At 60.8% G+C, this 16,881-nt stretch carries 16 protein-coding genes and 3 tRNA genes; 11 read left to right on the top strand and 8 right to left on the bottom strand.

All coding sequences use genetic code 11. The features are described 5' to 3' along the window. Positions 1–26 precede the first annotated feature (26 nt). Both J2Y41_RS14295 and J2Y41_RS14300 read left to right on the top strand, forming a co-directional pair. On the top strand, positions 27–1,064 hold the full coding sequence (locus J2Y41_RS14295; protein ID WP_224094934.1) for a universal stress protein: 1,038 nt from the start codon (positions 27–29) through the stop codon (positions 1,062–1,064). Positions 1,065–1,084: 20 nt separating this feature from the next. After that, positions 1,085–3,856: a PEP/pyruvate-binding domain-containing protein gene (locus J2Y41_RS14300; protein ID WP_224094935.1), complete on the top strand. Its 2,772-nt coding sequence runs from the start codon at positions 1,085–1,087 to the stop codon at positions 3,854–3,856. On the opposite strand, the gene J2Y41_RS14305 is transcribed toward J2Y41_RS14300, so the two are convergent. Both J2Y41_RS14305 and J2Y41_RS14310 read right to left on the bottom strand, forming a co-directional pair. Next, positions 3,853–4,773 (bottom strand): cation diffusion facilitator family transporter, encoded by a 921-nt coding sequence (locus J2Y41_RS14305; protein ID WP_224094936.1) that lies wholly within the window; start codon positions 4,771–4,773, stop codon positions 3,853–3,855. The genes J2Y41_RS14300 and J2Y41_RS14305 overlap by 4 nt on opposite strands. A gap of 10 nt (positions 4,774–4,783) precedes the next feature. Beyond that, positions 4,784–5,308 (bottom strand): metallopeptidase family protein, encoded by a 525-nt coding sequence (locus J2Y41_RS14310; protein ID WP_309929441.1) that lies wholly within the window; start codon positions 5,306–5,308, stop codon positions 4,784–4,786. A 157-nt stretch (positions 5,309–5,465) separates the two neighbouring features. Here J2Y41_RS14310 and J2Y41_RS14315 point away from each other — a divergent pair, with 157 nt between their 5' ends. Then, a complete protein-coding gene (locus J2Y41_RS14315) occupies positions 5,466–6,389 on the top strand; it encodes a carbohydrate kinase (protein WP_309929442.1) in 924 nt (307 codons plus the stop codon). On the opposite strand, the gene J2Y41_RS14320 is transcribed toward J2Y41_RS14315, so the two are convergent. Beyond that, positions 6,390–7,352, bottom strand: a complete 963-nt coding sequence (locus J2Y41_RS14320; RefSeq protein WP_309929443.1) for a DMT family transporter — start codon at positions 7,350–7,352, stop codon at positions 6,390–6,392. 173 nt (positions 7,353–7,525) lie between these two features. On the opposite strand from J2Y41_RS14320, the gene J2Y41_RS14325 reads away from it, so the two are divergent. From J2Y41_RS14325 to J2Y41_RS14345, 5 genes are all read left to right on the top strand, one after another. Next, positions 7,526–8,140, top strand: coding sequence for a hypothetical protein (locus J2Y41_RS14325; RefSeq protein ID WP_309929445.1), 615 nt, complete (start codon positions 7,526–7,528; stop codon positions 8,138–8,140). Continuing rightward, positions 8,140–8,361, top strand: a complete 222-nt coding sequence (locus J2Y41_RS14330) for a helix-turn-helix transcriptional regulator (protein ID WP_224094941.1) — start codon at positions 8,140–8,142, stop codon at positions 8,359–8,361. The genes J2Y41_RS14325 and J2Y41_RS14330 overlap by 1 nt, the downstream gene beginning before the upstream one ends. A 143-nt stretch (positions 8,362–8,504) precedes the next feature. Continuing rightward, positions 8,505–8,577: transfer RNA gene (locus tag J2Y41_RS14335), tRNA-Glu, on the top strand. Between the two features lie 85 nt (positions 8,578–8,662). Then, positions 8,663–8,736: transfer RNA gene (locus tag J2Y41_RS14340), tRNA-Asp, on the top strand. A gap of 48 nt (positions 8,737–8,784) precedes the next feature. Continuing rightward, a tRNA-Phe gene (locus J2Y41_RS14345) sits at positions 8,785–8,860 on the top strand. A 183-nt stretch (positions 8,861–9,043) separates the two neighbouring features. On the opposite strand, the gene J2Y41_RS14350 is transcribed toward J2Y41_RS14345, so the two are convergent. From J2Y41_RS14350 to J2Y41_RS14360, 3 genes are read right to left on the bottom strand one after another with little or no spacing between them, the layout of a single operon-like run. Next, positions 9,044–10,411 (bottom strand): ABC transporter substrate-binding protein, encoded by a 1,368-nt coding sequence (locus J2Y41_RS14350; protein WP_309929447.1) that lies wholly within the window; start codon positions 10,409–10,411, stop codon positions 9,044–9,046. Positions 10,412–10,467: 56 nt separating this feature from the next. After that, entirely contained in the window at positions 10,468–11,349 is an 882-nt protein-coding gene (locus tag J2Y41_RS14355) for a carbohydrate ABC transporter permease (protein ID WP_309929450.1), read from the bottom strand. Further along, positions 11,346–12,308, bottom strand: coding sequence for a sugar ABC transporter permease (locus J2Y41_RS14360; protein ID WP_309929452.1), 963 nt, complete (start codon positions 12,306–12,308; stop codon positions 11,346–11,348). Before J2Y41_RS14360 ends, J2Y41_RS14355 begins: the two co-directional genes overlap by 4 nt. A gap of 462 nt (positions 12,309–12,770) precedes the next feature. Between J2Y41_RS14360 and J2Y41_RS14365 the strand changes: the two genes are divergently transcribed. Together J2Y41_RS14365 and J2Y41_RS14370 are read left to right on the top strand one after the other, a co-directional pair. Next, on the top strand, positions 12,771–13,487 hold the full coding sequence (locus J2Y41_RS14365; protein ID WP_309929633.1) for an MgtC/SapB family protein: 717 nt from the start codon (positions 12,771–12,773) through the stop codon (positions 13,485–13,487). Between the two features lie 8 nt (positions 13,488–13,495). Then, positions 13,496–14,338 carry a glycerophosphodiester phosphodiesterase gene (locus tag J2Y41_RS14370; protein WP_309929455.1) on the top strand — a complete coding sequence of 281 codons (843 nt, stop codon included), beginning with the start codon at positions 13,496–13,498 and terminating at the stop codon, positions 14,336–14,338. A 125-nt stretch (positions 14,339–14,463) separates the two neighbouring features. On the opposite strand, the gene J2Y41_RS14375 is transcribed toward J2Y41_RS14370, so the two are convergent. Together J2Y41_RS14375 and J2Y41_RS14380 are read right to left on the bottom strand one after the other, a co-directional pair. Continuing rightward, positions 14,464–15,399, bottom strand: a complete 936-nt coding sequence (locus J2Y41_RS14375) for a hypothetical protein (protein WP_309929457.1) — start codon at positions 15,397–15,399, stop codon at positions 14,464–14,466. Between the two features lie 16 nt (positions 15,400–15,415). Then, positions 15,416–16,096 carry a DUF6318 family protein gene (locus J2Y41_RS14380; protein WP_309929459.1) on the bottom strand — a complete coding sequence of 227 codons (681 nt, stop codon included), beginning with the start codon at positions 16,094–16,096 and terminating at the stop codon, positions 15,416–15,418. A gap of 176 nt (positions 16,097–16,272) precedes the next feature. Here J2Y41_RS14380 and J2Y41_RS14385 point away from each other — a divergent pair, with 176 nt between their 5' ends. Next, positions 16,273–16,836, top strand: coding sequence for a hypothetical protein (locus J2Y41_RS14385; protein WP_309929461.1), 564 nt, complete (start codon positions 16,273–16,275; stop codon positions 16,834–16,836). The last annotated feature ends 45 nt before the right edge of the window (positions 16,837–16,881 follow it).

The raw sequence follows: 16,881 nt of genomic DNA on the forward strand, positions 1-16,881 counted from the left end.
AAGCAGTAGGTGGAGAGGCGGGCCCCATGGACCAGCACGGCAGACACATTGAAGAACCACGGGACGGCGGGGACCAGGCTGTGGCGCCTGGTGGAATCGTCGTCGGAGTGGACGGTTCCGAGCATGGTCAATGCGCCCTTGTATGGGCTGCGCGTGAGGCGGAACGGCGCCAACTTCCCCTGCATATAGTCACGGCTTATTCGGTGCCCATCTTCGCAGCGTCCGGCCTCGACGGCGGATACGCCACCGTGGACGATTCCGTGATCCGCGAGGGCGCGGAAGCAATCGTCAAGCAAGCCATGGATAAGGTCTCAAGCTACAACATTGACGTCGATGCGTCAGTGGAGAATGGGGATGCCGCGGGAGTCCTCCTTGACCTCTCTGCGAACGCTGCACTCCTGGTGTTCGGCAGCCGTGGCCGTGGTGGCTTTGTCGGGCGTCTCCTGGGCTCGGTCAGCAGCGCCTTGCCGGCCCACGCAAAATGCCCCACCGTAACGGTCCCGCTGTATTGCGCCGATCGTTTGGGCGAGAACACCGAGGACAAGCACATCAAGGCTGAGCACGCCAAGGCCGGGCCGCGAACGGTGGAAAACGTCGTCGCCGTGGGTGTGGACGGTTCGGAGCAGGCCCGCGTCGCCGTTCTCGAGGCAGCCGAACAAGCCCAGCGGATGGGGGCCAAACTCCGCGTCATCTGCGCAGTCCCGCAGTACAGCGGCTCCTTGGCCTGGGTGCCGGCACCGTTGGATCGCGATGCCCTGTTCGCGGATATTAAGGTCCAATTGGATGCAGGCGTCGCCTGGCTCCGCAGCCACTTCCCGCAGCTGCCCGTGGAAACGGACCTTAGGGACGGCTCACCAGTGGACGTGTTGGTCGAGGCTAGCCGGGGCGTGGAGCTGGTTGTCCTGGGTACGCGGGGCCGGGGTGGTTTCGCGGGCATGCTCCTTGGTTCCACATCTGATGGCGTGCTTCATCACGCCAAGGGGCCGGTCCTCGTTGTTCCGGACCGCGAGGATCCGCGGCTGGCAGACCGGCCCAAATTCGGACCCATGCTCGGCGCGGCTTAGGGCCATGGCGCGAACCGTCCATGGATAACCAGCAGCCCGGGAAGCATAGGCAGGAAGACAGCGCGGGCCCGGATGTAAACGGGCAAGTCTTCATTCGGGATATTGCGGACATCCGGGCGGACATGCTCCCCGAGGTAGGCGGCAAGGCCGCCAATCTCGGCGAGCTGAATGCCGCCCGCCTTCCAGTGCCGCCGGGCTTTTGCCTTACAACGTCCGCCTACCGGTACGCCCTTTCAGCGATTGGAATGGAGGAGATCTTTGCACTTCTACAGGACGCCGGAGCTTCTGACCTTGACGAACTGAATAGGCTAGCCGCCCGGGCAAGATCCTTGGTGCTCGACGCCGGAGTTCCCACCGACGTCGCTGAGTCGGTACGGACGGCGTATCGGAGGTTGGGAGACGCAGCCCCCGTCGCAGTGAGGTCCTCAGCCACGGCCGAGGACTTGCCCTTCGCGAGTTTCGCCGGGCAGCAGGACACTTTCCTGAACGTAGTGGGAGCAGACGCAGTTCTGGACGCCGTAAGCCGCTGTTGGGCATCGCTCTGGACGGACCGGGCAGTGAGCTACCGGACAACCAACGGTATTGACCATGCCACGGTGACGCTGGCCGTCGTTGTCCAGGAGATGGTGGATTCCGCGACGGCCGGTGTGATGTTCACGGCCAACCCGGTGACGGGTCGGCGCCGTGAAGCTGTGATCGATGCCAGCCCTGGTCTGGGAGAAGCCGTAGTGTCAGGCGCCGTTAATCCCGATCAGTACGTAGTTGATATGCAGACCAACTCCATCCTGAAGCGGTCGCTGGGTGACCGGCAGGTAGAGATCAGATCGCTTGCCGGCGGTGGCACCGAACGAATTGAGCGGGCCGGTCAGGCCGCGGCAACCAAGAATCACGCCGTGCAGCCGTGCCTCAGCGATGACCAGATCCACGCGCTGGCCGAGTTGGGAAGGCGCGTCGAGGCCCACTATGGAGCCCCGCAGGATACAGAATGGGCGATCGATTCGTCCGGGAAACTCTGGCTCACGCAGGCAAGGCCCATTACTACCCTCTATCCGCTGACCTCGCGGGTGCCGGCGACTCCCGGTGAGCACGCGTTCCTGAACTTCAGCCTCGCCCAAGGACTCACCAGGCCTCTGACGCCCATGGGCCTGGCGGGTATCCGCCTGATAGCTTCCAGCGTTGCCCGCAGGGCGGCTTTCGATGTCCCCGATCCACGCTCGGGACCATCGCCCTACTATGAGGCCGGGCAGAGGATCTTCTTCGACTTCACATCCGTGCTGCGCAGCAAGGTGGGCCGGGCCATTGTGCCGCGCATCTTTGACATCATGGAGGCCCGTTCCGCGGCGGTGATTCGCGGCCTCTTCGATGACCCGCGGTTCGCCGTCACCATCAAAACTCCGATAAGACTCATCAGGCACGTTGCGCCTGTTGCTGCTAAATACCGTGTCCCTGAGTCGGTAGTCCGGGCTCTTTTCCGTCCCGACGCCGCAATGAAGCGCCAAGAGCAGCTTGAGGCAGAGCTCCATCAGGCCCTCCGGGTGCCGGAGGGCGTCACCGCCCACCAGCGAATTGCCCACGTGCAGCGAATCCTGGGGGAGGAAGTATTCGCAACGGTTCCCCAAGTGCTGCCCCTTCCCGTTCTGGGCTTTGCGATGCTTGGACTCGTCCGGAAGGTGTTGGGCGGGCAAGCCTCCTGGGACCAGCTCCAAACAGTCATCCGCGGGCTACCCAACAATGTCACCACCGAGATGGACCTTGCGCTGTGGCAGCTTGCCAAGGAGATCAGGGAAGATCCGGAGGCCTTGGCCTTCCTGAGTTACCCCACACTCGACGAACTCGTTCAGCAGTACAAGGACAGAGCACTACCAGCAGTTGCGCAATCCGGGCTTGAAGCTTTCCTCCGCACCTACGGGCACAGGGCTGTGGCTGAGATCGACCTCGGCATGCCCCGATGGTCGGACGACCCAACCCACATACTCGGCGTCGTGGTCAACTATCTGCGGCTCGAGCACACGGCGGACGCACCCGACCAGCAGTTCGGGAAAGCTGCCCGGGAGGCAGATGAACAGGTTGCCAGATTGGTTGCGCGGGCAAGGGCCAAGAGTCCGCTCCATGCCAAGCTGGTCCGTGCGGCGTTGGACCGTACGCGCAGGTTTGCCGGGATGAGGGAGCTGCCCAAATACAACCTCGTCCTCGGCTTGGCTTCGGCAAGGGAACAACTCTCGCTGGTCGGAGCAGAACTGGCGGAGGCAGGGCGGATTGAAAGCGCGGAGGATATCTTCTTCCTGGACCTCAACGAAGTAGAGACTGCCCTGGCTGGCAACAAGCTCCATCAACTCGTGGCAGATCGCCGCGCAGAATACGCACAGGAACTGAGGCGTCGGCATATTCCACGGGTACTGCTCTCAGACGGGACAGAACCTGAAGCCACTGCCGCAGCTGGCAGAACCCCGGCTTCTCCCGGAGCGCTCTCCGGCAGTCCGGCGTCGGCGGGCGTCATCACAGCCCCGGCGCGGGTCATCCTGGACCCCGTTGGCGCTCATCTGGAACCTGGGGAAATCCTCGTGGCGCCCTCCACCGACCCCGGCTGGACACCCTTGTTCCTCACCGCCGGCGGCCTAGTTATGGAAATGGGCGGTCCCAACTCCCACGGCGCCGTGGTGGCCCGCGAGTACGGCATACCTGCGGTGGTGGGCGTGCCCGACGCGACCCTGCGGATCAGCTCAGGCCAGATCATCACGGTGGATGGAGCAGCAGGAACGGTAACTGCGACGCCAAGTGACGCGCCCGGCTAGGCGTGCTGGTGTGACTCGTGCTCGGAGTGGCTGACAGGTTCCAGCTGGAAGGTACAGTGCTCGGTGTCGAAATGGCGCCCCAAGCAGGATCCAAGCTGGTCCAGGATGCTGTCTGCCCCGCTGGCGTTAAGGACCTCGTCTTCCACAACAACATGGGCGGAGAACACGGGCACCCCGGATGTGATGGTCCAGATGTGGATGTCGTGGGCCTCCACTACCCCGTCCACGGCAAGGATGTGCTCGCGGATCATATTCACGTCCACGCCCTTGGGGGTAGCTTCCAGAAGTACGTCAACAACATCGCGGAGCAGGTGCCAGGCGCGGGGGATGATCATGAGGGCGATCAGGACAGAAGCAATGGGGTCAGCGGCAGTGAAGCCCGTGGTCATGATGACGATGGCAGCCGCAATAACGGCAATCGAGCCGAGAAGATCGCCAAGGACCTCAAGATAGGCCCCCCGGACGTTGAGGCTTTCCTTTTGGGCCCCCTGCAGGATCATCAGGGAAATGAGGTTGGCCAGGGCGCCCAGGATCGCCGCCCACAGCATGACGTCCGTGTGGATTTCCGGCGACTCCCCAAAGCGGCGGATGGCCTCGATCATGATGACGACTGCGATGACGATGAGTACAAGGGCGTTGGCCAAGGCCGCCAGCACCTCGGCCCGTTGATATCCGTAAGTCCGTTGATCGCTCGCCGGGCGGGTAGCGATCCACGCCGCCATCAATGCGATGAACACGCCTGCGGCGTCGGACAGCATGTGGCCTGCATCGGCCAGCAGCGCAAGCGAGCCAGAGATGAGCGCGCCAACCACCTGGATGCCCACCACACCCAAGGTGATGGCCAGGACTGCAATAAGCCGTTTGCGATGCTTGCCGGTTGCGGTTACTCCGTGGGAGTGGTTGTGATCGTGCCCCATGCTTACAAGGCTAGCCCCAGCCGAGCTCATGCAGGCGGTCGTCGTCAATTCCGAAGTGGTGGGCGATCTCGTGGATCACCGTCACGGCCACTTCGTCGATGACTTCCTCGCGGGTGGAGCAGATGTCCAGGATGGGCTGGCGAAAAATAGTGATCCGATCCGGCAGGGAGCCCGCTTCCCACCAGGAGTCGCGTTCGGTCAACGGCACGCCCTCGTACAAACCAAGTAGTACGGTGTCCGGATCTTCATCCGGGCGTGGTGTGTAGTCGTCCTCGATGAAGATTGCCACGTTGTCCATGGCGCTTGCAGCTTTGGGTGGGATCAGCTGCAAGGCGTCGCTCACAGCTTCTTCGAACTCCTCCGGCGACATTTCGAACGGCCCGGCAGGGAAATCCGCGTCAACTCCGGCTAATCCAGCGCCCTCGGTGGGGGCATGCTCGATCGGGCTATGCACTGCTTTCCGCTCCGGAAGCGGCGAGGAGGGGAGATCGCCGTCGGGAACGATGGGCAGGCCGGGAGGGAGATTCGCGGACATGATCCGACTCTAGTCCCAACAAGGAACATTGACGCCCTGGAGCTGGTACGCGCTGGTGCACCGTCCCCAGGTCATGCTGAACTGTTCGAATGCGAGCTCGTCGAACGGCAATCCGTAGGCCAGCCCCGCATCTCACCAACGAACGAACAGGAACCGCATGACCGCCACGCCTACCTCCGCACCTGAGCCCCTCGACGTCGTCGTGGTAGGTGAGGCGCTCATCGACATCGTGGAGTCGCCCGATGGGCAGATCGAATATCCCGGAGGCTCGCCGGCCAACGTTGCTTATGGGCTCGGCCGCCTGGATGTAAAGGCCGGCCTGCTGACCGCCATCGGACGGGACCAGCGGGGCGACGCCATTGCCTCGCACCTTCAGGGCGCGGGCGTGGTACTGCTGCCCGGATCAAAGTCCTTGGGCAAGACGGCGACGGCGACCGCCCGGATCGATGCCGACGGTTCGGCTGAGTACACGTTCGAGATCGATTCGGCACTTGCTCCGCTCGCGCTGCCGTATGCACCAAGAATCCTGCACACGGGTTCGATCGCCACGTTCCTTGAACCTGGGGCCAGCGTTGTCAGGAGCCTGCTGGAGCAGGCGCAGGGCGGCTGCATGATTACCTACGATCCCAACATCCGTGCTGACCTCCTTGGCAGCCACCACGAGGCACTTTCCTTGTTCGAAGAGTTGGTGCCATTGACGGACGTCGTGAAAATGAGCGCGCACGACGCCCGCTGGCTGTACCCGGGCAAGGATTTGGAGGACACCGCGAGTCACCTCCTGGACCTTGGCACTGTACTTGCGGTAGTGACCCGGGGCTCCAGCGGTTCGCTCATGGCCACCCGGCACATGCAACTCACAGTTCCCGCCATTCCATCGAACGTGGCCGACACCATCGGCGCCGGGGATTCATATATGTCGGCGCTCATTATGGGCCTGCTCCTGCGTGGCAGCGACGGTCTGGCGCCTACGGTCCTGGAGCGGATCGGAACCACGGCATCCATGGCAGCATCCATTACCGTTGGCCGTCCGGGCGCCAATCCGCCCACGCACCGGGAGCTCCTTGCGGGTATGGCCCGCTAGTCACTTTGCCGTTCGCCGGGCAGCCATTGCCGTTCGTCGGGTCAGGCCCACGCCGATCAAGCACACCACGCCACCGATCAGTCCCCAGATGGTTGGGACTTCCTGAAGCACAGCCCAAGAGATGAGGATGGTGGTGCCGGGGACCAGGTACGTCGTGGCGGCGAGTTTTCCGGCCGAGATCAAGGACAGCGCGTACGCCCATGTGGTGAAGGCGATGGCCGTCGGGAAGATGCCCAGGTAGACCAAGCCGAGTGTGGCCGGCAGCGGCGCCGACTGGACCTCGCTGATCAGTTGGCCCGTCCACGGCAGGCAGCACACGGTGCCAACCATGATGCCGAACCAGGTCGCCTGGCCGGCTGTGAATTTCCGGAGCACCGGCTTCTGCAGGATCGCGCTGACGGAGGCGAGTACGGCGGCAAGCAAGCACAACAACACCCCGGCGACATCCGCCGTCGAACGCTGTCCCGAACCGAGGGCGATCATCGCCACGCCACCGAACGCAACGGCGCTCCCGATCAGAAGCCACCGTGGGAAGCCTTCCTTGAGGACTACTCCGGCGAGGACTGCAATGAGGATCGGCGAGACGTTGATCAGCATTGCGCTGGTACCGGCGTCGAGCATGTGCTCCGCAGCGTTCAGCGCCACGTTGTAACCGCCGAACCACATCACCCCGTACGCCATGATGGGCAACCATTCCTTGCCCCGTGGCCAGATTTTCAGGGTGGGCAGCACCACGATTCCAAGAACGACGGCGGCAACCGCCAACCGTCCGAGCGTCAAGGAACCGGGGGAGAAGCTTGGGCCCACAGCGCGGATGCCGACGAACGCTGAAGCCCAAAGGACTACGGTGACGACGACGGCGGCGATGCCAAGTTTGCTGATGGGAGCTGCAGGCGCGGGGGTGTTGCGCGGTTGCATGCCCGGGGACGGCTGGCCGGGTTCGGCCGGGGTGGTGGTTGTCATAGAGCCAATCTAGTGCCGGGGAGGTCGGCCGGGCTGGCGGTTTTCGGACGCGTCACGGCAAGAAACTGCCAATGTTTGACGCCGCGTGGGTTGCGGGGTTAGTTTATCGATGTTCGATATTAACGAACTTCGATAACCCTTGGGGGGAAACTGTGGGTTCAAAAAGAAGGATCGTGGATTCGCTGGCGGGCGTGAGTGTGCTGTCAAGAGTGGATTCGGCCGTACTCATTGTCGTCTCGGTGGCGGTGGCCATTGCCGCTTCGCTTTCAACAGTCTCGACGATCATCAATAATGGCGACGGAGAGGTGGTCCTGCGGCTGCCCCTTGACCCTTCCACCCGGGAGTCGGAAGCGCTGGATCTCGGCGCCGTAGCCCGCGTCTCGGAAGTGCAGGCAACCGTCCCCGTCCTTCCTGAATATGAGGCTTCACTCCTGGGCTGGTCGGCAGCCATGAATCTGGTGGCCGTCCTCTGCGTCGTTTCGCTCCTGGTCCTGCTGGCCTATCGGCTTACGAGCAGGGTGCTGTTCGGCCCGCGCACTGCCGTAATCGTTGGGTCCGTCGGCATGCTCCTGGCAATCTCGGGAAGTGCCGCCCAGATTCTGGATTCCACCGCTAAGAGCCGGCTGGCCGAACAGCTTGGAGCCATGCCGGCGAGGGTCGGGGAAACGTTGGTCTACATTTCCGGGTTCGACCCGGCACCTTTGGTGGCTGGCGGGGTGCTCGTGTTGCTGGGGGGCGTGTTCCAATTCGGGCGACGCCTACAGAGCGACACCGAAGGCCTTGTCTGATGCCAGCCGAAGAGACGATCGCCATCCACTGCAGGCTGGATGAGTTGCTGGAGCTCCGCGGCATGACGCTGACGGAGCTCAGCCGTCGAGTTGGGGTGAGCCTCGTCAACCTGTCCGTCCTCAAAAATGACCGGGCGAAGGCCATCCGATTCTCCACGCTGACAGCCATCTGCGAGGCGCTTGATTGCCAGGTCGGTGACCTCCTTGAGCATGTCCCGTAGTCGCTATTGCATAGTCGTGCAGACCTCGATTTGGGAATATCGCCATCTATGCTCTAAAGTTTTAGAGTCCAGTTCGGACGGGTGAGAACCGAAAAGAACGCATAAAGTGTTGTTTTTCCTCGCATAATCCGAATTGAGTTCAGGCCCCCATCGTCTAGCGGCCTAGGACACCGCCCTTTCACGGCGGCGGCACGGGTTCGAATCCCGTTGGGGGTACGCAAGGCAAGTGGTAAATCGGATGAAAAAAGTCTGGTAAGCTAGAAGCCTTGAAAAAAACGCGGTAGAGATACTGCAAACGCAAGGCCCTGTAGCGCAGTTGGTTAGCGCGCCGCCCTGTCACGGCGGAGGTCGCGGGTTCAAGTCCCGTCAGGGTCGCTCTGAGCGCCGGAAGTAATTTCGGTTCTCAAGGTGACTTGTCACCTAGGCTCTGTAGCTCAGTTGGTAGAGCGTTCGACTGAAAATCGAAAGGTCACCGGATCGACGCCGGTCGGAGCCACCACTGGGAAGCATCAGTTCTTCGGAACTGGTGCTTTTCTTCTTTAACGCATCGCCGCTTCCGGGGGTTGTTGCTTTGTGATCTTCACGACACCCAAATTGATCCAAGGAATTTGGGTGTCCGCAGCCAGGTCGGGTGCGTAAGCGTAGGCACCCCCAACGATGCCTACGCTTACGCCGCCGGGGCTTACGACTTCAGCTTCGGTTTCACATCCTTGTTGTAAATGCCTTCCAACGTTCCCTTCAGCTCGGTCAGCGTTGCTTGCACATCGGCCTTTTCATTCATGATCCTGGTGGCTGCCTTGGCCAGCTCCTGGTCTCCGCCGGGAAGGAACGTTCGGGCAAAGTCCTGGGTGCGGGTCTCTTTGAGCTGGTCTACGACAGTTTGGAATTCCGGTGTCTGGGCAACAATCGCCGAGATATCTGCCGCCTCGGCCACAGGTAGGTAGCCGGTTGCGGCAGACAGAGTGGACGTGCTCTGCGCGTTCGTCATGAACGTGACGAACTTGGCTGCTGCAAGCTGCTGTTCGGGCGACGTTTTGCTGGCGATCACCAAGCCGGAACCGCCCGTGGGACAAACCTGCGACGCCGCGGCCGAACCGCCCGGCAAGAATCCGACGTCGATCCTCATGTTTGCTTCTTTCGCAGCCTTTAGGGTGGCGGCGAGGTCGGCGGACGAGCTGATCGTGGCGCTGATTGCACCGGCTTGAAGGTCGGTAATGGCGTTCTTGGAGGAGACCCCGGCCCAGCCATTCTTCACAATGGAGTCCTGCACCCACTGCATCGCGGCAACAGATTGGCTTGAATTTGCCGTAATCTCCCACTCCTTGGACCAGCCGCCGCCTTGGCCCCACAGGACGTTTTGCAGGGTCCAGCCGGCATAACCTGCGATCGCCGGGTACTGGTAGGCGTTTTGGTATCCGGAAGCTGAAGCATTCGCCGACTTGATCCTGGGTGCCCACTCGGCGAACTCTTCCCAGGTTTTTGGCGCCCGCTCGGGAACTCCGGCCGCCTTGAAGTGGTCCTTATTGAAGTAGAACAACGGGGTTGAACGGGCGTAGGGGACTGCCCACAGCTGATCAGAATATTCGTAATCGGCGATCAAACCGGACTTGTAGTCGGAGGAGCTGACATTGACGGCTTTGAGAAGCGCATTAATCGGAAGGATGGCACCTGAAACCGCGTAGCGGAACCACCACACGTCCGACGCCACGACCACGTCCGGTACTTCGCTCCCGGCCTGGGAGGTTTGGAACTTTTGCGCCACTTCCTCGTAGTTTGAGCCTCCGGTGATGAGGTTGACTTTGATATCCGGATTGGCCGCTTGGAAGGCCTCTATCAGCTTCTGCTCCGTATCCCGGGACTTACCGGGATGGCTGGACATGAAACTGATGCTTGGGGCAGGTTTGATCTTGGACCAATCCTCCGGGGAGAGCGCCTTTGCGGATGTGCTTCCGGCATCAGTCGAGGGACCGCCACAGGCTGCAAGCGCGACGGCGGTGACTGAAGCACCAGCCAAGCCGAGGAAATGCTTCCGGGAAAGTGTTTTTGACATAGGGGAAGTGCCTTTCTAGTGATCGAGGTGCCCAAGCAACCTCGAAGGGTGGAGTTTTAGCCTGTAACCGAGCCCTGAGTGAGCCCGGAGACGATGTATCGCTGCAGTGCGGCAAAGATGAGCAAGATCGGTAGAAGGACGATGACCGCGCCGGCCATGAGCATGCCCCAGTTCTGGGTGCTGCCATCGCTGTTAACCAGCTGCGTTAGACCCACAGGAAGGGTCATCATGTCTGGATGGTCGGTGACGATCAGTGGCCAGATGTACTCGTTCCATTCAGAAACGATTGTCACCAAAGCCACGGTCGCGATGCTCGGCACGGACACCGGGACAACGATCTTCCAGAGCTTGCGCCAGTGGCCCGCTCCGTCGATTTCCGCCGATTCCAGGATTGCCGGCGGCAGTGTGAGGAAATGCTGCCGGAGGAGGAAAGTGCCAAACGCCGTCCCCAGGCCTGGAAGGATAATTCCCCAATACGTGTTGAGCCCTCCCATGCCTGCGATCAAAACGTAGTTGGGAAGCACGGAAACCTGCGGCGGGACCATCAGCGCAACCAGAATCAGGAGGAAGATCACCCTCTTGAAGGGGAAACGGACAAACACGAGTGCGTAGGCCGTGAAGACTGCAAGTACGCACTTAATGGTGGATCCGATGACCGTGACGATCACGCTGTTGAGGAAGAATCGCGCGAAGGGCACGGTGGATGCTGCGTCTGCGTAGTTCTGAAAGCTGGGGCTCTTCGGCAGCCAGGTCAGGTTTGTTGTCACGATCTCGCCGGGCGCTTTGAGGGAAGACAACATCATCCATAGGAGGGGCACGAAGACAACCATGGTTGCCAGCAGAAGGGGGACGTAACCCCCGGCAATCGTCTTGCCAAGGTTTTGCCAGGAGAACGGGCGGTCACGACGTGGTGTGGCTTTAACGGTGTTGGTGCTCATGAGTAGTGAACCTTTCGCTCCACGAAGCGCAACTGCACGGCCGTCATGACGAGCAAGCCGGCGAACAGCACAACCGAGATGGCCGCGGAGTATCCGGCCCGGTTGTAGGAGCCGAATGCCTGAAGGTAGGAGTCAAAGATCAGCGTGCTGGTTCCGTTGCCGGATGGAGTCATGATGCGGATGATGTCGAACGCCTGCAGGGAGCTCAGCAGTGAGGTGATCAGGAGGAAGAAGGTGGTGGGGGAAAGAAGGGGAAGCACCACCGACGTGAAGCGCCTCAGGCTACTGGCACCATCCAACGCGGCAGCCTCCAGGAGCTGGGTGGGAATGGATTGCAGACCTGCCAGATACACCACTGCGCAATAGCCGAGGTTCTTCCACACGTACACGATGATGACCATGAGCAGCGCGAGCTTAGGATCGTTGACCCACTGGGGGCTCGCCTGGCCAACTGTGCGGAGCATCCATGAAAGGACGCCGTACGTCGGATCGAAAATGAACAACCACACCAAGCCGACGCCGACTCCGGAAAGGACATAGGGCGCGAAAACCACTGCCCGGGCGAATGTTGTGCCCTTCAGCCTCTGGTTAAGAGCCAACGCCACCAGCAGGCCCAGCATCATCGCACCGCCAACGGTGGTGATCGTAAATATGGCTGTTACGCCCAGCACGCTTGAAGCGTCGGGGGAGGTAAAGAACTCCACATAGTTACCCAGTCCCACACTCGTTGCTGTGGCCGCCCCGAGCGTCCAGTCGAGGGTGGAATAGTAGAAGTTGGTGACCAGCGGACGGTATGTAAAGAGGAGGATGAGCAGGACATTGGGTGCCGCAAAAGCGGCAAAAACCCATGCGTCCCTGCGTGTTCTCCGGTTCCACCGTCGGTTCTTCGGGGTGCTTATTGGCGGTCTGTGGACCGGTGCCCTGCTGGTTTGCGCATCACTTGTACCTAATCTGCCCATGGAAAACCCTCACGTTGACCCCCTCGTCATCGCTGTCCGGGCGACTTAGCACTTGCAAAAAAGCATTTGTTCATATTTGACCTGACAACCTAACTTCAGGTCATGGTCAACCTACACACAAAGATGGCTGATCACAAGACCCGATTCTGCGACGGTGGAAATAGGCTTCCCTGGCGTGTTACTGGGTATTTTCAGCCACAAATACTGGCTGAAAATACCATGCTAATACGTCCTTACAAAGTTCCTCGACCAACTTGCACGAATGTGCAGAAGCGTTGACTGGTACGTTCCATGGCTTGAAGAATTAGCGGGAGGACCGGCTCGCGTCGTGCCTACCTTGGGCTGCTTTTGCATGGAACATCCGTATCGGACTGGATCTTCCACAAAGAGGACAGAAGAAGGGGGTTGATAACCGAATCGGAGCAGTAAGTGATCTTCAGCGCGGATACACAGTGGTGGCAGATGTGTCTGGCCTTGGCCGCAGCACTCGTCCTATCCACAGCCATAGGTTTTGAACGCCAGAGCAAGAACAAGTCGGCGGGCATGAGAACTCATGCCATGGTAGGACTTGGAGCCGCACTGTTCATGGTGGTGAGCAAATATGGCTTTAGCGACGTCCTGACAGTGGACCTGGTGAGGCTGGATCCCTCCCGCCTGGCGGCTCAAGTGGTTTCCGGCATTGGCTTCATAGGGGCGGGGCTGGTGTTCGTGCGGCGGAACCAAGTCCGCGGATTGACGACAGCAGCCTCCATCTGGGTTACAGCAGCAGTCGGAACGTCCGCCGGGGCAGGCCTCCTGCTTCCCGCGGTATTCGTCACCGCAGCCCACTTCGTCATCGTCTATGTCTATCCCGTGGTGACTGCGAAGCTCCGCTTTGGTTTGCCAAGCCAGTGGATGTTGAAAGTTACCTATATGGACGGTGTCGGAGCCCTGAGGGACGTGCTTCGAACGTGCACCGAGCAAGGTTTCCGTGTTCAAGGTTTCGCTACGACGCGGGGTTCGGCCGAGTCCAAGGGCGTGATGGACCGGTTGATGACTGCTACCGAAACCGCCGCCACAGCTGACCTCATTGAGATAGAGCTGGAGATTGAAGGCACCATGGCAGCGTCGGACATCGTGGCCCAACTGTCCCAGCTCACCACTGTTATTGAAGTTTCCGTCGTGGACGAATCGGAATAGGAAGATCAATGATCGAAATTCAGGGCCACCGGGGCGTTCTTGCCACACGGCACGGGAATACGTTGGCGAGCTTCGTCGAGGCACTTCGCCTTGGCGTTGATGCCATAGAAGTCGATGTCTGGCTCACGTCTGACATGCAACTGGTATTGAGGCACGACGCCGTCATCGGAACCGCCGACATCAGGTTGGAAAGCATGCTTCAGGCTGTAGTTGAGAAGCACCCGGCGACGATTACCGACGTCGATCCTGAAACGCGTGCGCCGTCGCTGTCCGAGACCCTTGCGTTGTTGCGATTCGCCAATGCCGCCGACGTCGTTCTGGACATTGAGGTCAAAACTGACGGTGCGGCCTGGGACCAGTATGGCCACGGAATAGTGACTGAATTGTCCAGGCTGCTCAAGGCTCACCAGGGTGAACAGGCCTTGCGCGTCCGCAGCTTCGATCCTCAAATCATTCGGGCACTGTCAGGAATGTTGCCTGGAGTTCCGCTGGTGGCGCTGAGCAGGGAGAGCCCCGTCCGGTCGGTAGGCCTCTATCCTTCTGCCGTTAAAGAATTTGTGATGGCTGCTTTGGCAACCGGCGCTTCCGCCATTGCGCCCGCCTTTGAAATTCTCGACGCCGGATTGGTCGCCGAGGCTCATGGCGTCGGCCTCAAGGTGTTCCCTTGGACTCTGGCGACAAGTGATGAAATCAGCGCAGCCGTCCAACTCGGAGTCGATGGGATCTGCGTCAACGATGTGGCCCTGGCCCGGCAAGTCCTGGGCGAAATGGGCCAACCTCTTGCCCCGTCCCGCGCCATCGCGTTGCCATTGCTGCACACGGCTTCTCCGCCGGACACGTGGTTCTCCTGATCCCCTTGGGTGTGTTCCTTTTGGGTGCTGTGGTTTCCTGACCTTCTTTGCGGGCCAAGGCTGCTGTTTTCGGGCGATTTGGGTCCCTTTTTCTCTCAATGAGGTTCGGGAAGCCGCAGGCTCCTTCATTTTTCGGCGTTGGGGCAGCCCCAGGATGTGGGGTTTTCCTGGCAGGTGTCGGCGACGAGTGCTTTTTCTGTTTTCCAGACCTGGATGGTTTTTGGTGGGGTGGTCAGGTCCAGGGTTCCGTTGATGGGCAGTGCTGGGCCGTTGTTTACGGAGTAGGTGCCGGTGAAGCTGGTGGTGATGGTGGCGGGGTAGTTCCCTGTTGCCGTGTAGCTGTGGCTGGTGCGGGTGTCGTTGAGGAGCCAGTCGGCTTCGGGGATCGAATAGCCGGCTGCCGGGGTGGGGCCCAGGCTGGTGCCGTCGCCGAAGGTGTAGGTGAAGCTGGCCGGGGTTGCTCTCAGGTGGACGGTTTGGCCGAGGATGGTGATGTTGAAGGCTTGTTCGGCGGCGGTGGTGTAGAAGTTTGTGGGCCCGCCTTTGAGGGTGTGGGGGAAGGGTTGGGCCTCAAGGGTTCCCGGGTTGACGGGGAGCTGGCGGAAGTCGTTCAGGATCCGGGCTGCGATGTTCGCGAGAACGTTTTCGGGTTGGGCGTCGTACAGGCAGGTGGGTCCGCTGACGGGGATCCAGTTTGTCCAGCCGGGGTTGGTGATGGACTTGGGGGCTTGTTTCCAGATCACCGGTGTTCCTTCATCACCGCCCGGTGTTGTGGCAGGGCAGCTTAAGGCCAGGCAACCGGGATCGACGGTGTCGGGGCCGTCTGCCCGGCAGTGGGTATCTGCCATGTACTGGTTCGGGTCGTCAGGTGTGGGGGATAAAGATCCACCATCCAAGATGGGACTCAATCTTCCGCTCACAGGATCAAGACGAAAGTTGTCGGACATGTCCACGGCGCCGATCTGATTGTTGTAGCCCGCCCAAACATCATCGTCCGCCCAGGCGAATGCATGTGGCCATAGTCCAGCCAGCATGATCACGAACGCAGTGGCTACGGTCACGGAGAAGAAAAAGCGCCTACTTAATGACGCCAAGACTGGACACCATCCACCCTGACGAACGGAAAACCGCGAACATCCCGAAGGCAGAATTCGTTCCAGCTTCGGCGGGCCGGCCAGTACTTCCATCAGCGTTGAAGTAGTTTGCTTGATCTTGGATGACCTGCACTTTGGCCTGCTGTACCTTCGCTCCCGCCGTCCAAAGTGGTTCGATGACTGGGACGGAAATTTTCCCTCCAGACGTCCAGCGACCATTGGTGTAGCTGTCGTGGAGGCCTTTCTCGATCCGTTTGCACGTAAGGCATTCCTCTGTACTGAGAATTGACCAGATCGATTGGTCGCCCGTCTCTATCGCGTAATTCTGTTGCGCGTACCAATACCGGATAAACGCCTCCAGCCCCTCCTTCGTGTTCTCCTTAGCCAGCTCAGGCATAACGGGCACCGGCACGTTCTGCGCTTTGCCCTTCGCATCCGCAGGCTTATACACACCGGAAGGAGTGGCGCTCCCGGAAGGAGCCACGGGAGCACCTGATCCGCTTGCGCCAGAGGTGGGGGACGCCGTCGTCGGGCCTGTTTCTGTGGGTGGTTTGCCCGGTGGGCTGCCGCCCTGGCAACCGGTGAGCACCAGCGAAATCCCGAGCGCAGCAGCTGCCACGCGGACGATGAGAACAGTAAAAGAGGCAAACGAAAGGCGTCGCATGACAGGCTCCCCAGCGGCTGTTTGGTGATGTGTCGGCCAGTCTAGGTGGCGCGGGCTTCAAGGACCCCCTCGAAGAGAACCTCCTGTGGATAACTCAACCTCTGTTCACTGCCTCCCGCCGGGCGTATTCTTGCCCTCGCCGGTTCGTCATCGCACGCAATCCAATGGGGGACACCATGATCGAAACCACAGGCTCGAGCACGTCCAGGCTTCCTGGAAGGAATCGCAGGAAAGGTGCCGGCCGGCGAGGTACAAGCCCGCTGCTGATCGGGTGTCTTCTGATCGGAACGCTGGCGCTTAGTGCCTGCTCTTTCCCGCTGCCGGTTGCACAGCCCACGCCCATTGCGTCGTCGAACGCCCCAGCAGCCAGCGCCCCACAATCCAGTGCCGAGCCGTCCGCGGAGATCAGTGCAAGCCCGGACGCGACCACAGGCACAGGCGGCGTCTATGGCGAGTTCGCTTCCTTGTCTGAAGCGTGCATCTCCGTCAGTGCGGCCATGCTGAGCGTGACCATCCTTCCGTTGGCGGCCTTGGTGGGCGGCGACCCGGAAGATATCAAGAAGGCCAAGGAAGAACTGTCGCAAATGCAGGGCAAGGTGCCTGACGAACTGAAGCCGAGCTTTGAGAAGCTGAGGGCGTATACGGAGTCCGCCGGAACGGATTTCCGCAAGTACGGGGAGCCTGAATTCGAGGAACTTATGAAGCCGATCCAGGACTGGATGGATAAGAACTGCAAGTAGCCGCCGCGCACACTCGCTTCTCTCACAAAGCGTCGGAGCTAGACG

It is taken from the genome of Arthrobacter sp. 1088 (assembly GCF_031455315.1).
Lineage (GTDB): Bacteria > Actinomycetota > Actinomycetes > Actinomycetales > Micrococcaceae > Arthrobacter.

Bases quoted from the DNA above. Each gene is read 5' to 3' on its own strand.
- J2Y41_RS14320 (WP_309929443.1), bottom strand. From the start codon at position 7,352: ATGACAACCACCACCCCGGCCGAACCCGGCCAGCCGTCCCCGGGCATG.
- J2Y41_RS14300 (WP_224094935.1), top strand. From the start codon at position 1,085: ATGGATAACCAGCAGCCCGGGAAGCATAGGCAGGAAGACAGCGCGGGC.
- J2Y41_RS14295 (WP_224094934.1), top strand. From the start codon at position 27: ATGGACCAGCACGGCAGACACATTGAAGAACCACGGGACGGCGGGGAC.
- J2Y41_RS14360 (WP_309929452.1), bottom strand. From the start codon at position 12,308: ATGGGCAGATTAGGTACAAGTGATGCGCAAACCAGCAGGGCACCGGTC.
- J2Y41_RS14330 (WP_224094941.1), top strand. From the start codon at position 8,140: ATGCCAGCCGAAGAGACGATCGCCATCCACTGCAGGCTGGATGAGTTG.
- J2Y41_RS14355 (WP_309929450.1), bottom strand. From the start codon at position 11,349: ATGAGCACCAACACCGTTAAAGCCACACCACGTCGTGACCGCCCGTTC.
- J2Y41_RS14305 (WP_224094936.1), bottom strand. From the start codon at position 4,773: ATGGGGCACGATCACAACCACTCCCACGGAGTAACCGCAACCGGCAAG.
- J2Y41_RS14350 (WP_309929447.1), bottom strand. From the start codon at position 10,411: ATGTCAAAAACACTTTCCCGGAAGCATTTCCTCGGCTTGGCTGGTGCT.
- J2Y41_RS14310 (WP_309929441.1), bottom strand. From the start codon at position 5,308: ATGTCCGCGAATCTCCCTCCCGGCCTGCCCATCGTTCCCGACGGCGAT.
- J2Y41_RS14365 (WP_309929633.1), top strand. From the start codon at position 12,771: ATGTGTCTGGCCTTGGCCGCAGCACTCGTCCTATCCACAGCCATAGGT.
- J2Y41_RS14370 (WP_309929455.1), top strand. From the start codon at position 13,496: ATGATCGAAATTCAGGGCCACCGGGGCGTTCTTGCCACACGGCACGGG.
- J2Y41_RS14385 (WP_309929461.1), top strand. From the start codon at position 16,273: ATGATCGAAACCACAGGCTCGAGCACGTCCAGGCTTCCTGGAAGGAAT.
- J2Y41_RS14380 (WP_309929459.1), bottom strand. From the start codon at position 16,096: ATGCGACGCCTTTCGTTTGCCTCTTTTACTGTTCTCATCGTCCGCGTG.
- J2Y41_RS14315 (WP_309929442.1), top strand. From the start codon at position 5,466: ATGACCGCCACGCCTACCTCCGCACCTGAGCCCCTCGACGTCGTCGTG.